Source organism: Bacillus sp. F19 (assembly GCA_023823795.1).
Taxonomy (GTDB): Bacteria; Bacillota; Bacilli; order Bacillales; family Bacillaceae; genus Bacillus_P.
In genome coordinates, this window is sequence record CP085710.1 from 2,247,114 (window position 1) to 2,262,206 (window position 15,093).

A 15,093-nucleotide genomic window follows, 5' to 3' on the forward strand; every position below is an offset into this window, starting at 1 on the left:
TCCGAAGGTTCAGAGACTATCAATTATATATTCTGTATTAGTAAAAAATTCCCTTTAATTATTTCCACCTATTAACCTCCAGTATTAATATCACATTTATCTTTTTCAGGTCATGAAGCAGTATCTTTAACAAGCAGAGAAAGATTGATTGATATTTATTTGCTTCTTAAAGGTTGCAATAGAATACCAATACGAGATGCTACCTTATGTTAGTAGCTTTCAATAAAATCCATAAAGTACTCCATTTTATTCTCTTGTTAGGTAGGATGTATACAATAGGATTTGGCAAAAAGAATTGAAATTAGCTTGTTTTGAGATATTTGCAGGCAATATGGAATGGTTTAGAAGAGATGTTCGGAAGGTAGATATTAAGCATTAAAATTGGGGGAATTTCATTTATCATTTCAAAGTGTCGTTATTCAACAATCGGGCCATTTAATGGAATAAGGCTCCCAAATAAAACTGGATGTTTATGTTAATATTGGTGTGAGATTGTGAAAAAATGTACTTAAACTAAAGGTGCAGGTTAGTTCAAGAAGAAAATGGTAAGATACTAATCAGTGATGTTGAATCAATTGGACTTCCTCTTTACGTTATAAGAGAATAGAATAGAATATAAATAAAAAGGTGATTACAATTAAAAAATTAAAAAGTATCCTATTTTTGCTTCTTGGATTCATATCTCTTGTGATTGGTGTTACAGGGACTGTGTTACCTGTTCTGCCGGGCGGTCCGTTTTACTTATTCGCTGCTTTTTGCTTTGCGAAAAGTTCCAAGTCGATTGAAAACTGGTTCAAAAGCACCTCATTATATGAAAAATACGTTGAAGCATTCCTACAAAAAAAAGGTATGACTCGAAAAGAGAAAATCAGAATCAATTTAGTTGCCGATTTCTTTATCGTAATTTCTGTATTTTATGTGGACATCCTTTTAGTGAAAATCCTGTTAGTAGTGCTCGCCCTCTACAAACATTATTATTTCGTTAAAAAAATTAAGACAATTGACCGAAACAGTACGAAACAAAGAGCTACTTGAAAAATTTTCTTCAAATAACGGATGCGTTTCTTCAATAATGTCTTTGAAATGTTTCTTCCACAAAACATGGGGCAATAGAGAAAGAACGTTATTAAATGTCTTTTAAGATTATCTTGAAATCGAGTCTTCTGTTAAAGGGCGCAATTCTGTAGTAAGAATTGTACTCGAACTTTATGTATTGGGCCACTATGAAAAACTGTAAAAACAATACATTTGTTAAGGAACATAGTACATAAAACTAATAGCTTCCGAACATACTAATAAAATGTTTTGGAGGTGGGTTTTATGGATAAAAAAGACTTTCAAAAAATTTATAATGAATACTTACAACAAGGGGAAGACCAAGCTCAATTGGAAGTAGTTGAGGAAGTCGATTCAGGAGTAGAACAAATTGTTGCAGTTCGTAAAAATGATGAGGATGATATTATTGCTTTTAAAACAAGTAGTGGAAGAGAATTAGATTATATTACTGCTCTTGATGAAGCAAAATCAGGGAAGTTAGCTCATGTGGACGTATTTCATAAGTATGGCAGGGATATTATACGTAGTGAACCCGATGGTATTAAAGAAAATAACTTAGATAACTTACCTTTTTTTTAAACGGGTAAACCTCAAGAAGAGAATGTTAATTTGGATATTCTCTTCTTTACTTTACTAATTTACTGTGAACTTCGTAAACTTGCTGTAAGAAAACCATCAGTTATTCAATTATAGGGCGCTTATCTGTAGTAATAAGGTAAGTGTTCTTTTTAATGGAATAAAAGATTGAGTTAATCACCTAATTTTGAAATAATTGGTATTAAGCAATCTAGACCGGATTGTTGAATAAGTAATACTTCAAGGAGGTATTTGATGAAGAAAGTTAGGGATATGGAACGAACCTGGAAGATTAAGTATCCAAAACGTAACATTTACATCATGCGAGATCATAACTGGGCGTTCTCTGCTTGGGAAATTAGTAGACTGAACAATGAAATAAAACCTGGTGCCAGACTGTTGCACGTTGATTTCCATGATGATTATTGTGATTCTCATGAAAAAGTAATGGAAGTTAAATCAAAACAAGATGCTCTTAAAACCGGTGAAAAATTACATATTTTTGAATTCATTATAGCAGCTGAAGAAACCGGAACCATAGAAGACGTATATATGATAGGTGACTATGACAGGCCAGCCGGTAACGTTATTCATTCTTATACTTATAATCAGTTTGAAACCGAGCATCGAATGAAGTTTTTTCGACCGGAGTGTCAGAGCTTTATTTTAGACTTGGACTTGGATTTTTTTAACTTACATGCCTATCAAAACATAGAGAATAACTTTGATAGTAATCCTTATCTTTATAGCGATGAATATATATAAAAACATTTAGAACGTTTCAAACAATATGAAGAAGATTGGAGTCTAATTACGGTATGTATTTCTCCTGAATATTGTGGAGGAAGTGAATCTGCTCAACGCCTTCTCGACTTATTCATTGAATACTTTGAACTAAAAGATGAGGAGTATGTTCATTGGTAAAAAGGTGTAAGAAAAGCTGATTCAAGAAGCTTAATACTAGCACTCGATTAAACTTGGATAGTAGATATAAATGAGTAGATTAGAAATCATTCGACATATTCCAGAAAAGGGGTGTTTACGAAATAACCCCTCAGCAATGTAGTTGAAGATCCTTCTTCAACAATCGGGCGCAATTGTTGAATAATATGGTATGGAAACTGGATTTTCATACCATCTTTTGTTGATTGATTTTAAACTTCCTTGGTTATGGAGGGGGTTTACCGATGTACATCTTGATTCAATGGAAGTTGTTATCTATAAGAAAAAAGTTTTTCTTATGGTTAATTCAAATCTTTTATATACCACGCATTCATAGCAGAATGGTCAGAACCTAATAGTGGTTCATGTAAAAGTGTAAATTCAAATTTTTCATATAATATACATGCAGTTTTTAATTCATGCTGTGTTTCTAAGTAGCACTTTGTATAATGTTTAGAGGCAAATGACAAAGCTGTTTCCATTAGCTTCTTTGCAAACCCTAAACCTTGTGTTTTTGAACTTAAGTATAGCTTTTGCAATTCGCAAACTTTGTCTTGTTCGTTAAACGGCGCTATACCAATTCCGCCAACAACTTCTCCCTCCATTTCTACTACCCAATAGTTCGCATGTTTTAAATTAGTATAATATTGGTGAAGGTCGTTAAGTTGAGGATCAAAATAAGCTGTTCCAGGAATCGCTAAGCCAAGTGATTTTAGTGAATCTTGTATTATTTCTTTTACTTTTGCATTGTCTTCTTTTTTAATTTCTCGAATAATCATATATTATCTCCTTCAATTAGGTCTTAATAAAGATAGCTAAAGTTTTTTGAAAATGGCACACCTAAAATGTTGACTAAGTCCACATTTTAGGGATATAGTTATATTAATATTAAATGTGGACAAAGTCAACTAAAGGAGAATGTATGAATAAAGAAATCATTTATGATATCAGACAATTCAATCGATTTTATACAAAGGTACTTGGTTTATTTAATAACCAAATTCTAGATACAGATTATTCATTAACCGAAGCACGAATACTATTTGAAATTAGCGAGAGAACTGAGTGTATTGCGAATAATCTAGTTCAAGAACTTAATATTGATAGAAGCTATATGAGCAGAATTTTACGTAAATTAGAGAGGGAAGAATTAATAGAGAAAAAAAGCTCAACAATAGACAATAGAAAAAACTTTCTCTTTTTGACAAAAAAAGGAGAGGAACTGCTGGATAAAATTAATATTCAGTCAGATGAACAAATAAATCAGTTGTTTAATGGACTAACTGATAGTGAAATTAATGAAATTCGTATTTCGATGATGGTGATAAAAGGAAAATTGGAGAAAAATAAATTTTGAAAGTTTTAGGAAAAAAAATGAATACACAAAAACAAGTTAAAGGCTGGGCTTAAGTGGTTCTAATCCTGTACTATATGAATTAGTAGTAGACGGGGGTGTATTCCACACAGGGACCAAATCGGGCTTGCTTTATTCAAAAGGTGAAGCAAATGAGCAAGAATTCGCGACAATGATGCAGGGTTTCCAAGCACATGATTACAAAGGAAAACGATTAAAACTTTCCTGTTTCTTAAAAACAGAGCAGGTGAGAAAAATGCGGTGCATGGCTTCGTATTGATAATGCTTCCGGGGATACGCTTCAATTTGATAATATGGATAATCGTTCTATTCAAGGTACAACAGATTGGAATCACTATTCCATCGTTTTAGATGTGCCAGAAGAAAGTGCCTCCATTTACTTTGGTGTTTTACTTATTAGTAAAGGAAAAGTATGGGCAGATGGTTTCAGTTTTGAAGAAGTGAACGAGAAAGTAGCTACAACAAATATGCTTTCACAGGAGCATTTGCCAAAACAACCGATCAATTTGAATTTTAGTGAGTAACCCAAGTTAGAAGTAATAAAAGGAAAGTTAAATGAAAAATCGAAAACCTTTATATAATCATTCAATACATCTTCACCTAAAGGATACTATGATCGAAGTTCCTTATTGAATATTAGGTGATCATATACTAATAACGCTCGGAAAGATCGAAATCTTTTATTTCTATGTAAACGTATCAGAGTTTCGTTATTATTAAAATTAAGTGAATAAGGAGATGTTACGGTTGGGAAATAAAGTATTAGTTGTCATTGATGTGCAAACAGAAGTCGTGGAACATGGGTATAAACGTGATGAGACCATTGATAACATTAACCGATTAATTCATTGTGCAAGAGAGCAACAGATACCGATAATCTATATTCAACACGAAGAACAAGAAGGTCCCATGATTAAGGGCGAACCTGGATGGCAGTTTCACGCACGACTTGAGAAACCCCTCCATCAAGAGGTGACCATCCATAAAACTGTACCGAATTCATTTACAAACACATCTTTAAGACAAACACTCGACAAGCTGGACGCAACACATCTCTATATTTGTGGTGCACAGACAGAATTCTGTGTTGATTCCACATGTCGAGGAGCCTTTGATTTAGGTTATAATGTTACCCTTATCACAGATGCTCACACCACGAATGATGCAGATCATCTATCAGCTTCCAGCATTATCGAACATGTTCATGGAACGTTAAAGTATTTTTGGAGTCCAAATGGAGCGATAACTTTGAAAAAATCATCAGATTTAGACTGGATGAAAAATGAAGTAAACCTCAAATAAGGAATATCTCAGTAACCTTTCTTGGTTCTTCAGCAATCGGGCGCAATAATTGAAGAACAAAAAGGAACTCCAAAGTAATCGGAGTTCCTCTTTTTGGTTTATCTCATTTAAATCAGAGTTAATATCAGCAATACAGTTAGCAAGTGTCTGCTGGTCAACAGATACTTGCTAATTCCAATGCTATTCAAGTGCTAAAATAGGCTTTAATTTAATAACAAACCCTATCAAATTAATAAAAAAGCATACCAAACAATATGCTAATTGTGCTGTTAATTAATATGTTTGCACCCTTCAACCGAACCCGTTACATTTTAGCTGTTTTTTTATTGGCTTTGGTTATTCCTCTTTAGTTTCCCCGGACCCATACCCTTCAACTTCAAAGTCATTTAAATAATTTACCATAACCGAATATTCTTCTTTCTTGTCATTCTTCTCATACCCATTTACAAAAGCTACTCCAACATCGTCGTTCGTGATCTGTACATCAGTTACTACTAAATCAATATCCTCTTCGACCAGCATATATTCTATGGCCACATTAGTTGCCATTTCTTCAATCTCTTTCTTCTCCATTCCACCCTCCCGACCGCATCCACTGATGATAAATATTGCTAATAAAGAACTAATTAGTACATGCTTTTTCATCATTCATGCCCCAACCTATTGGTAAATTTTATATAATAGAATTATAACATATCCTAATAAATAGGGGTGAGGTGACCGGAATGTCTGATATTAATTCAGTTCGCGATAAACTGTACCATCGGTTAAGTCGCTATGCCTATAACGATAAATCTCTTCCAAATTTCAATATAAAGTTTCAGGACAGTAAGCAGACCTGGACACAAACAGGTGAGGAAGATTTTCTTCTGGATGACGAAGATACCGGTTTTAATGCAGTCATATATAAAAACAAAGATTATATCGTAATTTCTTTTCGTGGGACAGAAGGAGACCAATTATTTGGAGATGGTTTTAAAGATATAGTTGCAGATGTCCAGTATGTAGTCGGAAAGGACAAAGTAGATAAATTTGGCCTTAACATCCATACAGCCGGTGATAAGATTAATATAGACTTTCATAAAAAAAAATCAATTTAGACTGGCTGAGAATCTAGTTAAAGGTGTAAAGGAAAAATACCCCGATGCGAATATCTCTTTAACCGGCCATTCATTAGGAGGAGCCCTCGCTTCTTACGTAGCTGCAATGTGTAACGTACAAGCAGTCACCTTTAATTCGCCAAGCGTTGTTGGTTTACTTCCTAAGGATATGCAGCAAGAAGTAAAAGAGGGTAAATATGATAATCAAATAGTGAATTACGTCAATCCTAGAGATTCCATTAGTGCGGGTGCATTCAAAGAATATGAAAGACACATTGGATCCACATATTATATAGGAACTTTATTTGAATATGAAAATGCAGAGATTAATCCATTCTCCAGGTTTTTAAAATCCATTTCCGAGGAGAATTATCATGCACTGGATCATTACACATTTGACGAGTACGGAAACATAAATAATGCTGTTATTACAAATGTAGTAACCGGTAAGATGAGTTGGCAATCTCCGAGATTTTTCTCTAATTCTGTTGCAAGCATAGAAGTAACTCCAAGAGAACTTGAGGATACTGCAGAACGATTGGATGCTTATATAAACCGGATTGAAGATTTGTGCAATGATATAAAAAGAACTGCAAATAGGCTGGATAATGTTAAAAAATCAGAATATGTTGTTGATGAAGTCATTCAATCAGCTCAACAATTTAATGTTTGGTTCTCACAAAAAACTTTAGAGATTAAACATAATCTTAAATCTTCTGCACTTGCATATATAGAGGCGGATAAATTACATGATTAATAATGAAATTGAAATATTACTTAAAGAGCACAGTGACCTTGTAGAATTAAAATCTTCCTTTGATTTTTTTGTTGAACGAATTAGAGCTGAACAGGCAATCATCAAAAATATAATGGAGAATGTGTACACTTGGAAATCAGGGCAGGGAAATGAAGCATTTCTATCTGAATTAGAATATTATAATTATCAATATACAATGAAGATACTGCAGCTGGAATCTACATATCGTGAAATCGGACGAGCTGAGAAGAATATACGTAACAGGATAAATGTTGAATTATCTAAAGGCCCCAAATTTTAGTTTAGAGAAGAACTCAACTTGAAGAAAATATTTTTATCAATTCTCAACATGAGCTGAACTATAAAAGAACTTTATTGAAATGGCCAAAAGCTAAAAAGAACAGAGAATATCAAACAGCATGTTACATTCTTTCAATGCTGCTTCAGGCGCATATACCATGACAAAACTCAAGACGGTTTAACCGTCTGTCTTTGCATTATTTGCCCAAGTCTCATTGGGATTTTTAAATATAATTAAAAAAATGGTTCTTCCGTTAAAGGGCAGCATTCCTGTAATGAAGAAAAATGAGGTTTGAACAAAAAAATAACCTCTTGGTATGATATGAGTGTCCTGAAGCTAGGCAGAGAAAAGGACAAAACATATATACCAGGAGGCCTTCAATATGAATTATAACAAAAATGAAAAGATTGCTCAAATTACTTCTGAAACACTGATTATAGGTGTAGATATTGCGAAGTACAAGCATGTAGCTCGTGCTCAAGACTTTAGAGGCCTAGAGTTTGGTGCACCTTGTCACTTTGAAAATACCAAATCACATTTTGATCTTTTTTTAGGCTGGATAAAACATTTGATGGAACAACAAGGCATGGATAAGGTGATTATTGGAATGGAGCCGACAGGTCATTATTGGCTCAACCTCGCTCATTTTCTGAAAGAAGAGGAGATTAAGTTTGTCGTGGTAAATCCTATGCATGTGAAGAAGTCTAAAGAATTAGATGATAATTCTCCAACCAAAAATGATGTGAAGGACGCAAAAGTCATTGCACAGCTAGTCAAAGATGGAAGATATGCCGAACCTAATATTCCACAAGGAGTTTATGCAGAACTTCGTGTGGCAAGGAAAATACGCGATCTTTTATTTGTTGACTTACAAGCTGTGCAGGGGCAAATTCATAACTGGTTAGATCGATATTTCCCTGAATTCTTAACAGTGTTTAAAGATTGGGAAGGAAAAGCAGCACTACAATTATTAAAGTTAAATGTATTACCACATGAGTTAGAGATAGTCTCGGAACAAGAGATCCTCATTCATCTCAGAAAAGCTGTAAAACGTGCGGTTGGACTCAGTAAAATTCAAGAACTTAAACGAGTAGCCAAAGACTCTATTGGTATTCGTGAAGGTTCAAGGATGGCTAAATTAGAGCTTCGCACTTTACTAGACAAGTATGAATTAATAAATGAAAAGTTCGAAGAACTAGAATCTGATATTGATGGACTCCTTGAACGGATACCAGGTGTTCAACAAATGTTGGCCATCACAGGAATCGGCAAGGACACTGTAGCTGGCTTCTTTTCAGAAGTAGGGAATTTAAGTTACTATTCTCACCCTCGACAAATCATCAAGTTAGCTGGGTTAAGCCTAAAGGAGAATACCTCTGGAAAGCACAAAGGGCAAACGAAGCGAAGATTACAAAGAGAGGTAGGAAGACACTAAGGGCTCTCCTCTTCCGAGTAGCGATGCCTTTGGTAGCTAAGAACACTGCTTTTAAAGCTTTACATGAGTATTTTACAACACGTAAAAATAATCCTCTAAAGAAAATGCAATCGCTGATAGCGATATGTAATAAACTGATACGAATTCTATTTACGATTGGTACAAAACAATGTGAATTTAGTGAAGATAGAATGTTGAAGGATATTCCTCATATGGCACCATTACAGGACGTAGCTTAGGATTCATTTGATTTTGTTTTTACTTAAGTTTTATTAGATATATTATTTAGACATTTGAAGCACGGATTAGTCAGTAAAACCATTAAAGTACGGACTCTGATCCTGTCGGGCAGCATCACTGACATCCACCTCATGGAAAGGTTGGACGAAGGAATTTTGGAGCGAAGACTCTGTGAGACATGGGAGGGTTGACCTCCATGAGACATGTGGACATCCACCAGTGCGACCATACTTGAATCGGCTACACTAAGTTAGACAATTATTTTAAGGTCAAGTAGACTAACGGAAACAATGAAAAAAGGAGATTCTACTATGACTAAACGAGAGCGCCGAACATTCACACAAGAATTTAAAGAACAAATCGTACAACTATACCTAACTGGAAAGCCACGTAAAGAAATTATAAGAGAGTACGATTTGACGCCTTCCTCGCTGGATAAATGGATCAGTCAACAACGCAACTCAGGTTCGTTTAAAGAAAAAGATAATTTAACGCCTGATCAAGTGAAATTAGCTGAGGTAATGAAGAGAAATAAACAGCTAGAAATGGAGAATGATATTTTAAAGCAAGCCGCGCTGATCATGGGACGAAAGTAAATGTGATTCGAAACAACACCCACAAATACTCGGTATCAGCAATGTGTAACGTCCTCGAGATTCCAAGAAGCACGTATTATTACGAAGAAAAAATTCACCCTCAAACAGATGAGGTAACCCTCAAGGTGATTGAAATCTTTCATGCCAGCCGCCAAAACTATGGGACGCGGAAAATTAAAGTGGAACTCCAGAAATGTGGATACCAGGTTTCAAGAAGACGGATTGGCAGAGTGATGAAAGAGCAAGGTCTAGTGTCCACTTATACCATTGCCCAGTTCAAGCCCCATGCATCAACGTGTAACGAATCGAAACAAAAGAATGAGCTTAACCGTGAGTTCAGACAAAAAGCAGCTTACAACGTGGTTGTCAGTGATTTAACGTATGTGAGAGTCGAGAAAAAATGGCATTACATATGTGTATTTGTTGATCTTTACAATCGGGAAATTATCGGGTACAGTGCTGGTCCGCAGAAGGACGCACAGCTTGTGTACCGAGCCATTTCTTCAATTGAAATTGATCTAAGCAAGATCAAGCTATTTCACACGGATCGAGGAAGTGAATTCAAGAATAAATTGATTGACGAAGCCCTAGCAACATTTAAAATCAAGCGTTCTTTGAGTATGAAAGGCTGTCCATATGATAATGCGGTGGCGGAGGCAACATTTAAAATTATCAAGACAGAGTTTGTGAAAAAACGCCACTTCGAATCATTATCCGACTTAAATAGAAAACTATTTGATTATGTGAACTGGTTTAATGGAACAAGAATACATGGTACATTGGGTTATTTAAGTCCAAGAGAATACAAAAATTTACACCTTAAAAAAACTGTCTAGTTTAGTGTTGACATACCAACTTTTACTAGGTAACCACTTTTTGGATAGGAGTGGTTAGGCAGTTAAGGACTTTTTTTTTTTGACACTCCAAAAATATCCTTATTTTCAACTTACATCCATAACTTTGATATCTAATTAAAATAAATCATGTTGAAATCTTAAGAAAAAGCTAGAAATCCAGAGCTATTCCTTTCTTTATAGAGGGAGGATTGTTGAATAAGGGTTTATATTAAATTGGAGTGAGAATAGTGAAGTTTCGAGGAAAAAAACGTTACTTTCGTGAATTGGAAATTAGAGCATCTGGAGATCAATATAACTTAGATTTTAGTAACGATGGGTGGTTTGACTTGTGGCATACTCACCTTGATTTTTTTGGAGTAGGAAATATTAGACCAAAGTACAGAAGAGAGCACATAAATGCACATCTAGCTTTATATAATGATTTATTAAAAAAGCTAGATTCTTTTGAAAAACCTTACCAATCTTGGATTGAGTTAAACGAAAAAGATGCTGCTGTAGATGCCGTCTATATTCATACTCCAAATCCCAATGAAAATAACTTTCCATTGGAAATTACAGACTTAATTTTAAACTCCTCTATTCCTGATTATTTAAATGGCTTAATAAACCAGGAAGAATTTAATGTGGGGTATTATAAGTGGGGCTCTGACGGCAACTACATAGTGCAGTATAAAGATAAAGGTATTACTTTTTAAAAGTTCTTTAATTAAAGGGGGCTTTTGTGGCACAATTTGAATTTTAAAGAGGTGACGCGGTGAACACTTTACAATATGTTGAAATTGGTAGGGTGAAAATATATTTTCCTGATGAATCAATTTCTTACTTTTACATTGATCAGGATTTTGTCTCAACACTAAGTGTAGAATCAAATACAGAAGCCTTAAAATTAATAAAAGTAACTCTAAGGAAAGAGTTAAATGCAAAAGCATATAGAAAAATTGATTTCGATTCAGAAAGTGATGCTACCATTATATCCACTAGAAGTGCGGAACTAATTAAACATAGCTGGTTTTGTGGAACAAGAAAAAATCCTACATTACCACAATAGGACTTTTCAATTAAAATTTCATTGCACTGAACTTCCCCCCTATAGACAGCACCCATACTTGGCGCACGTCGAAAACAGACGACCAATTTGGCCGTCTGTTTTAATCATTACATTATTCGTATAGAGCACCATCGTCTTTTTGTTTAGCTTTAACAGAAAAATCAGCAGAGTATTTCACACCTTGATAATCATTTGACGCTGATTCATCGAGCTTTACACCGAATAAAAGATCAATGTATTCATCTGTTTTTAAATTCCAGAATTTATTGCCTTTTCCTGATTCCGCACCATCACCCAATAAAAATTCATTTTCACCAACAACTGCTGCAGAACGTGCCTCAGGAGCATTTAGGAAACCTGTAATCATTTCTACGCCTTCTGCAATTTTAACAGGTTCGTCCGAATCTAGAGAACGACTTACTACATTCGTAGTTCCTTCGTATAATTCTTCAAGTTTAATTAGAGATTCTTTGAATACATCTTCAGTTGGCTTCACTTTATATTTAAGTGCAATATAACCCACTTTGTAAGTATCTAAGGAAAGGTCTTTGTCTAATGTTTGATTTAATTTTGCTTGTAAGAATGTGTTGACAGTACCTGTGTTATCGATTGTCAACCAATCTCCAAACACAAGTTGTGAAGGAGCAAAATTTTCCTGTGCCACAATTTTCTCTTGAATGTTTTGTCCATTATTAATTTGGACGACTGCGTTTGTAATTTCACCTTGCGCAGTTGTTTCAGAAGTAAACCAAGAATAAGTTCCATAGCTTGTTGCAACAGCAATTACTCCTGCAATTGTAGTACCTAATAATGCTTTTTTTACTTTGACTAATTTCATAAAATAATTCCCCCAATTATAAAAAAAAATTTATTTAGATACAATCTCTTCATTCTTATGCTGCTTTTCTTGGCGGGAGAGACGTTCAAAAACCGTTAGACAGATGTAGCCTGTAAGCGGAATAGTAATAAATAATAGAAATCCTATTGGTCCGCTTGCAAAGTCAGAAACATACCCAAGTTTCGGGATTGATGCAACTTGTTTTCCAACTAGATGATCTTTCATGACGATCATCGAGTCCTCAACATTGTTGTTGTCACCTTTTGTTACAAAACCTGCTTGTCCATTTTGTTCTTTTTCATCAATTACTCTATGTGTAATAAATTTTGTATCCGATTCTTTAAAGGTAATAACATCATTCACTTCTATATCTTTAAATTCTACTCTTTTAATCAATACGAGATCTCCTGATTGAAGATGGGGCTGCATACTATTAGAGAGAACGGTTAACGGTGTATATCCAAAAAAACTCGGTAAGCTTCCAGGAGTTTTACTAGATTGGTATACCGTAACACCGATATAGACGATTAATAGAACAAAAATAACGATAAAAAATTTCGAAAACCATTTTGTTGTTCTTCTTTTCAAAAAATCCCTCCTGTTGATTCATTTGTAGTCATCTGGTTAAGTGCTGCTCTTTGTTCTGGTGTTAAATTAGCAAGTAAATTTTCAGTATTCGAATAACTAACCGCTTTCGCAGTAGTTGGTACTTGTCCAATAGAACCTAAAATAAAACTAGATGATAGAGCAAATACAGCTAAGCTTTTTAAGACCTTACTTTTGTTGTTTGCTTTTTTCCTATTTTCTTCCTCTGTATCTCTGTCTCTTTATTACATATGTAGTGCAATGATTTACGAAACAATGATTCTAATAGGTTTTAAGTATTTATTTAGAATTCATCTATTTTCGTTGATTCATAATAATTACATAATACTTACAATCATTAACTATATTTGGAATTTTGTAAATTGGGGGAATATTTCATAAATACATGATTCAAAATACGATTTTTTCATCAGTTTTTTTAAAATAATTGTCGTTTAATGTAGAACTTTGATTTCATCATTAATATTATGTTATTTATTGTGTCAAAATGATGAATGAAGGGAATCTAAATTTGGGGGAATATTGTACAAAACTATTAAATACTGTTGATTTAGTATAAAATATTTTTTCAATACGATACAAAACTAGGAAACTAAAAACGATTTTGATATTAATCGACAATTTACTTCATAAAAATGCTAAAGAAATATGCGTTCTTTTGAAAACTCCAATTCACAATATTTCAAATACATATATAATTATAAATACATAAGTAATTTGTTGCGGAAAAAACGAAGGGCAGGAAGTCTAAAACTATCTTTTAAAATCGTTTCGTTATCTATCAGCACTTACATATGTAATAAAGTGACTTGGAGGAAAAAAATGAAAAAAAAAGCACGCAAAAGTAGGATTGTCAAAAGCTTAGTTATTGATACGAAAATTCCTAAGTACAATTAAACAAACAAAGGTATTTATCGAAAAATTCAAAAAAGACACACAAATTATGTCGTTTTTAGGGGGAGAAGTGCATTGGGGAAAAATAAGTTTAAAAAAATGCTTGCTAAGACAGCAATGAGTTGTATTTTGATGTCTTCTATACAAGAACCACTGAATAAATAATGCAATAACAACATATTTTGGTCCTATAACAAAAAGCGCTGTAGTTAGGTTCCAAAAAGCTAATAGTTTAAAAGCAGCATAGAGAAGGCAGATTAGCAGGAAATAAATTTCGTGTATAATATCCATTTTACGAATAATTGATTATAGAAATCAAAACAAGCGTTTGCTATAATATTGTTAACCAATATATGGATGTATTTCCATTGGATAATTCTTCACTAAGTAAACAAACTCTACCCTACTTAACTACCTTTTAGATTTTGAGGATTTTTTTAAATGGATACAGACAGAAGGATTTACAAATTCTGAAACAATCTATAACGTCCCCCTTTCAGTCTTAGTAACTTTACCTCTTGATGCTGCAAAAAGCCTACTTTAACAAAGTTGCGAATGAGGAGATTATTGTTTCTAAACATGAGAAAAAAACAGTATATAAAGCCTTATTCTCATGGTTCTTCTCCTTGTAAATAGTGTTAAACCCTTTTTTATTAACTCTAATTATTTTGACTAAAATTCCTCGATAATATGATGGAAATTAGAGGGGGGGTAGAATGATTCCTCACGAATAACACAAACTACTTTAAAATGAACGGGGGAAATAATTCGTGATAAAGGTACTTTTCTTGCCATTCTTGCAGATATCCTCTGGCCACCATCATGTAGCAGATGGAATGATAGAATCCCTATCCAGAAAAAATGGCTTATTTGACTGTGAAAAAGTTGATATCTTATCTTATCGTTTCGGGAAGATAGAAGCTTTAGTGTCATCAATTTATTTGAAATGGATCCATCTCTTTCCAAGATTGTAGTTACAAAGGCCGTGAAGTGGTTCTATCAGATGGAACCATGATCAAAAAGAATGATGTCCTCGTGAAAATTCATCTTCATAATGTTCAATTATTAAAAGAGCTCCTAACTGTTAACAATGATATAAAAAAAGCCATGATATTATATAAAAGGGTAAAAGAATCATTACCTCATTTAGCGTCATATGTTTACCAGCAT

General features: G+C 33.9%; 18 protein-coding genes and 1 pseudogene. 15 read left to right on the forward strand and 4 right to left on the reverse strand.

Annotated elements, in window-relative coordinates; genetic code table 11:
* Positions 1 to 627 precede the first annotated feature (627 nt).
* The 3 genes from LIT25_11390 to LIT25_11400 all read left to right on the forward strand — a co-directional run bounded on the left by LIT25_11390 (position 628) and on the right by LIT25_11400 (position 2,397).
* A complete protein-coding gene (locus tag LIT25_11390; protein ID USK35844.1) occupies positions 628 to 1,035 on the forward strand; it encodes a YbaN family protein in 408 nt (135 codons plus the stop codon).
* A gap of 285 nt (positions 1,036 to 1,320) precedes the next feature.
* Positions 1,321 to 1,635: a DUF3892 domain-containing protein gene (locus LIT25_11395; protein ID USK35845.1), complete on the forward strand. Its 315-nt coding sequence runs from the start codon at positions 1,321 to 1,323 to the stop codon at positions 1,633 to 1,635.
* A gap of 252 nt (positions 1,636 to 1,887) precedes the next feature.
* Positions 1,888 to 2,397 carry a UPF0489 family protein gene (locus LIT25_11400; protein ID USK35846.1) on the forward strand — a complete coding sequence of 170 codons (510 nt, stop codon included), beginning with the start codon at positions 1,888 to 1,890 and terminating at the stop codon, positions 2,395 to 2,397.
* A gap of 479 nt (positions 2,398 to 2,876) precedes the next feature.
* On the opposite strand, the gene LIT25_11405 is transcribed toward LIT25_11400, so the two are convergent.
* Positions 2,877 to 3,353, reverse strand: coding sequence for a GNAT family N-acetyltransferase (locus LIT25_11405; protein ID USK35847.1), 477 nt, complete (start codon positions 3,351 to 3,353; stop codon positions 2,877 to 2,879).
* A gap of 143 nt (positions 3,354 to 3,496) precedes the next feature.
* Here LIT25_11405 and LIT25_11410 point away from each other — a divergent pair, with 143 nt between their 5' ends.
* From LIT25_11410 to LIT25_11420, 3 genes are all read left to right on the forward strand, one after another.
* On the forward strand, positions 3,497 to 3,931 hold the full coding sequence (locus LIT25_11410; protein USK35848.1) for a MarR family transcriptional regulator: 435 nt from the start codon (positions 3,497 to 3,499) through the stop codon (positions 3,929 to 3,931).
* Between the two features lie 311 nt (positions 3,932 to 4,242).
* Positions 4,243 to 4,473 carry a hypothetical protein gene (locus LIT25_11415; protein ID USK35849.1) on the forward strand — a complete coding sequence of 77 codons (231 nt, stop codon included), beginning with the start codon at positions 4,243 to 4,245 and terminating at the stop codon, positions 4,471 to 4,473.
* A gap of 223 nt (positions 4,474 to 4,696) precedes the next feature.
* Positions 4,697 to 5,251, forward strand: a complete 555-nt coding sequence (locus LIT25_11420; protein USK35850.1) for a cysteine hydrolase — start codon at positions 4,697 to 4,699, stop codon at positions 5,249 to 5,251.
* Between the two features lie 336 nt (positions 5,252 to 5,587).
* Here the strand turns inward: LIT25_11420 and LIT25_11425 are convergent, their stop codons facing one another.
* The gene (locus tag LIT25_11425; GenBank protein USK35851.1) at positions 5,588 to 5,824 is read right to left on the reverse strand and encodes a hypothetical protein; all 237 of its coding nucleotides are present in this window, start codon (positions 5,822 to 5,824) and stop codon (positions 5,588 to 5,590) included.
* Between the two features lie 152 nt (positions 5,825 to 5,976).
* Between LIT25_11425 and LIT25_11430 the strand changes: the two genes are divergently transcribed.
* The 7 genes and pseudogenes from LIT25_11430 (at position 5,977) to LIT25_11460 (ending at position 11,585) form a co-directional block, all read left to right on the forward strand.
* The gene (locus LIT25_11430; protein ID USK35852.1) at positions 5,977 to 6,351 is read left to right on the forward strand and encodes a hypothetical protein; all 375 of its coding nucleotides are present in this window, start codon (positions 5,977 to 5,979) and stop codon (positions 6,349 to 6,351) included.
* 1 nt (position 6,352) lies between these two features.
* Positions 6,353 to 7,108, forward strand: a complete 756-nt coding sequence (locus LIT25_11435; GenBank protein ID USK36240.1) for a lipase family protein — start codon at positions 6,353 to 6,355, stop codon at positions 7,106 to 7,108.
* On the forward strand, positions 7,101 to 7,409 hold the full coding sequence (locus LIT25_11440; protein ID USK35853.1) for a hypothetical protein: 309 nt from the start codon (positions 7,101 to 7,103) through the stop codon (positions 7,407 to 7,409). Before LIT25_11435 ends, LIT25_11440 begins: the two co-directional genes overlap by 8 nt.
* A 382-nt stretch (positions 7,410 to 7,791) precedes the next feature.
* Positions 7,792 to 9,083: pseudogene (locus LIT25_11445) on the forward strand (IS110 family transposase).
* Between the two features lie 312 nt (positions 9,084 to 9,395).
* A protein-coding gene (locus LIT25_11450; GenBank protein USK35854.1) for an IS3 family transposase occupies positions 9,396 to 10,516 on the forward strand; the annotation gives its coding sequence in 2 pieces (ribosomal slippage) (positions 9,396 to 9,645 and positions 9,645 to 10,516; 1,122 coding nt in all).
* 248 nt (positions 10,517 to 10,764) lie between these two features.
* Positions 10,765 to 11,232, forward strand: a complete 468-nt coding sequence (locus tag LIT25_11455) for a hypothetical protein (protein USK35855.1) — start codon at positions 10,765 to 10,767, stop codon at positions 11,230 to 11,232.
* A gap of 59 nt (positions 11,233 to 11,291) precedes the next feature.
* Positions 11,292 to 11,585 (forward strand): hypothetical protein, encoded by a 294-nt coding sequence (locus tag LIT25_11460; GenBank protein ID USK35856.1) that lies wholly within the window; start codon positions 11,292 to 11,294, stop codon positions 11,583 to 11,585.
* Between the two features lie 112 nt (positions 11,586 to 11,697).
* On the opposite strand, the gene LIT25_11465 is transcribed toward LIT25_11460, so the two are convergent.
* Together LIT25_11465 and LIT25_11470 are read right to left on the reverse strand one after the other, a co-directional pair.
* Positions 11,698 to 12,423, reverse strand: coding sequence for a hypothetical protein (locus LIT25_11465; GenBank protein ID USK35857.1), 726 nt, complete (start codon positions 12,421 to 12,423; stop codon positions 11,698 to 11,700).
* 30 nt (positions 12,424 to 12,453) lie between these two features.
* Positions 12,454 to 13,011: a signal peptidase I gene (locus LIT25_11470; GenBank protein ID USK35858.1), complete on the reverse strand. Its 558-nt coding sequence runs from the start codon at positions 13,009 to 13,011 to the stop codon at positions 12,454 to 12,456.
* Between the two features lie 1,081 nt (positions 13,012 to 14,092).
* Between LIT25_11470 and LIT25_11475 the strand changes: the two genes are divergently transcribed.
* Entirely contained in the window at positions 14,093 to 14,170 is a 78-nt protein-coding gene (locus LIT25_11475; protein USK36241.1) for a peptidoglycan-binding protein, read from the forward strand.
* Between the two features lie 523 nt (positions 14,171 to 14,693).
* On the forward strand, positions 14,694 to 14,897 hold the full coding sequence (locus LIT25_11480) for a hypothetical protein (protein ID USK35859.1): 204 nt from the start codon (positions 14,694 to 14,696) through the stop codon (positions 14,895 to 14,897).
* The last annotated feature ends 196 nt before the right edge of the window (positions 14,898 to 15,093 follow it).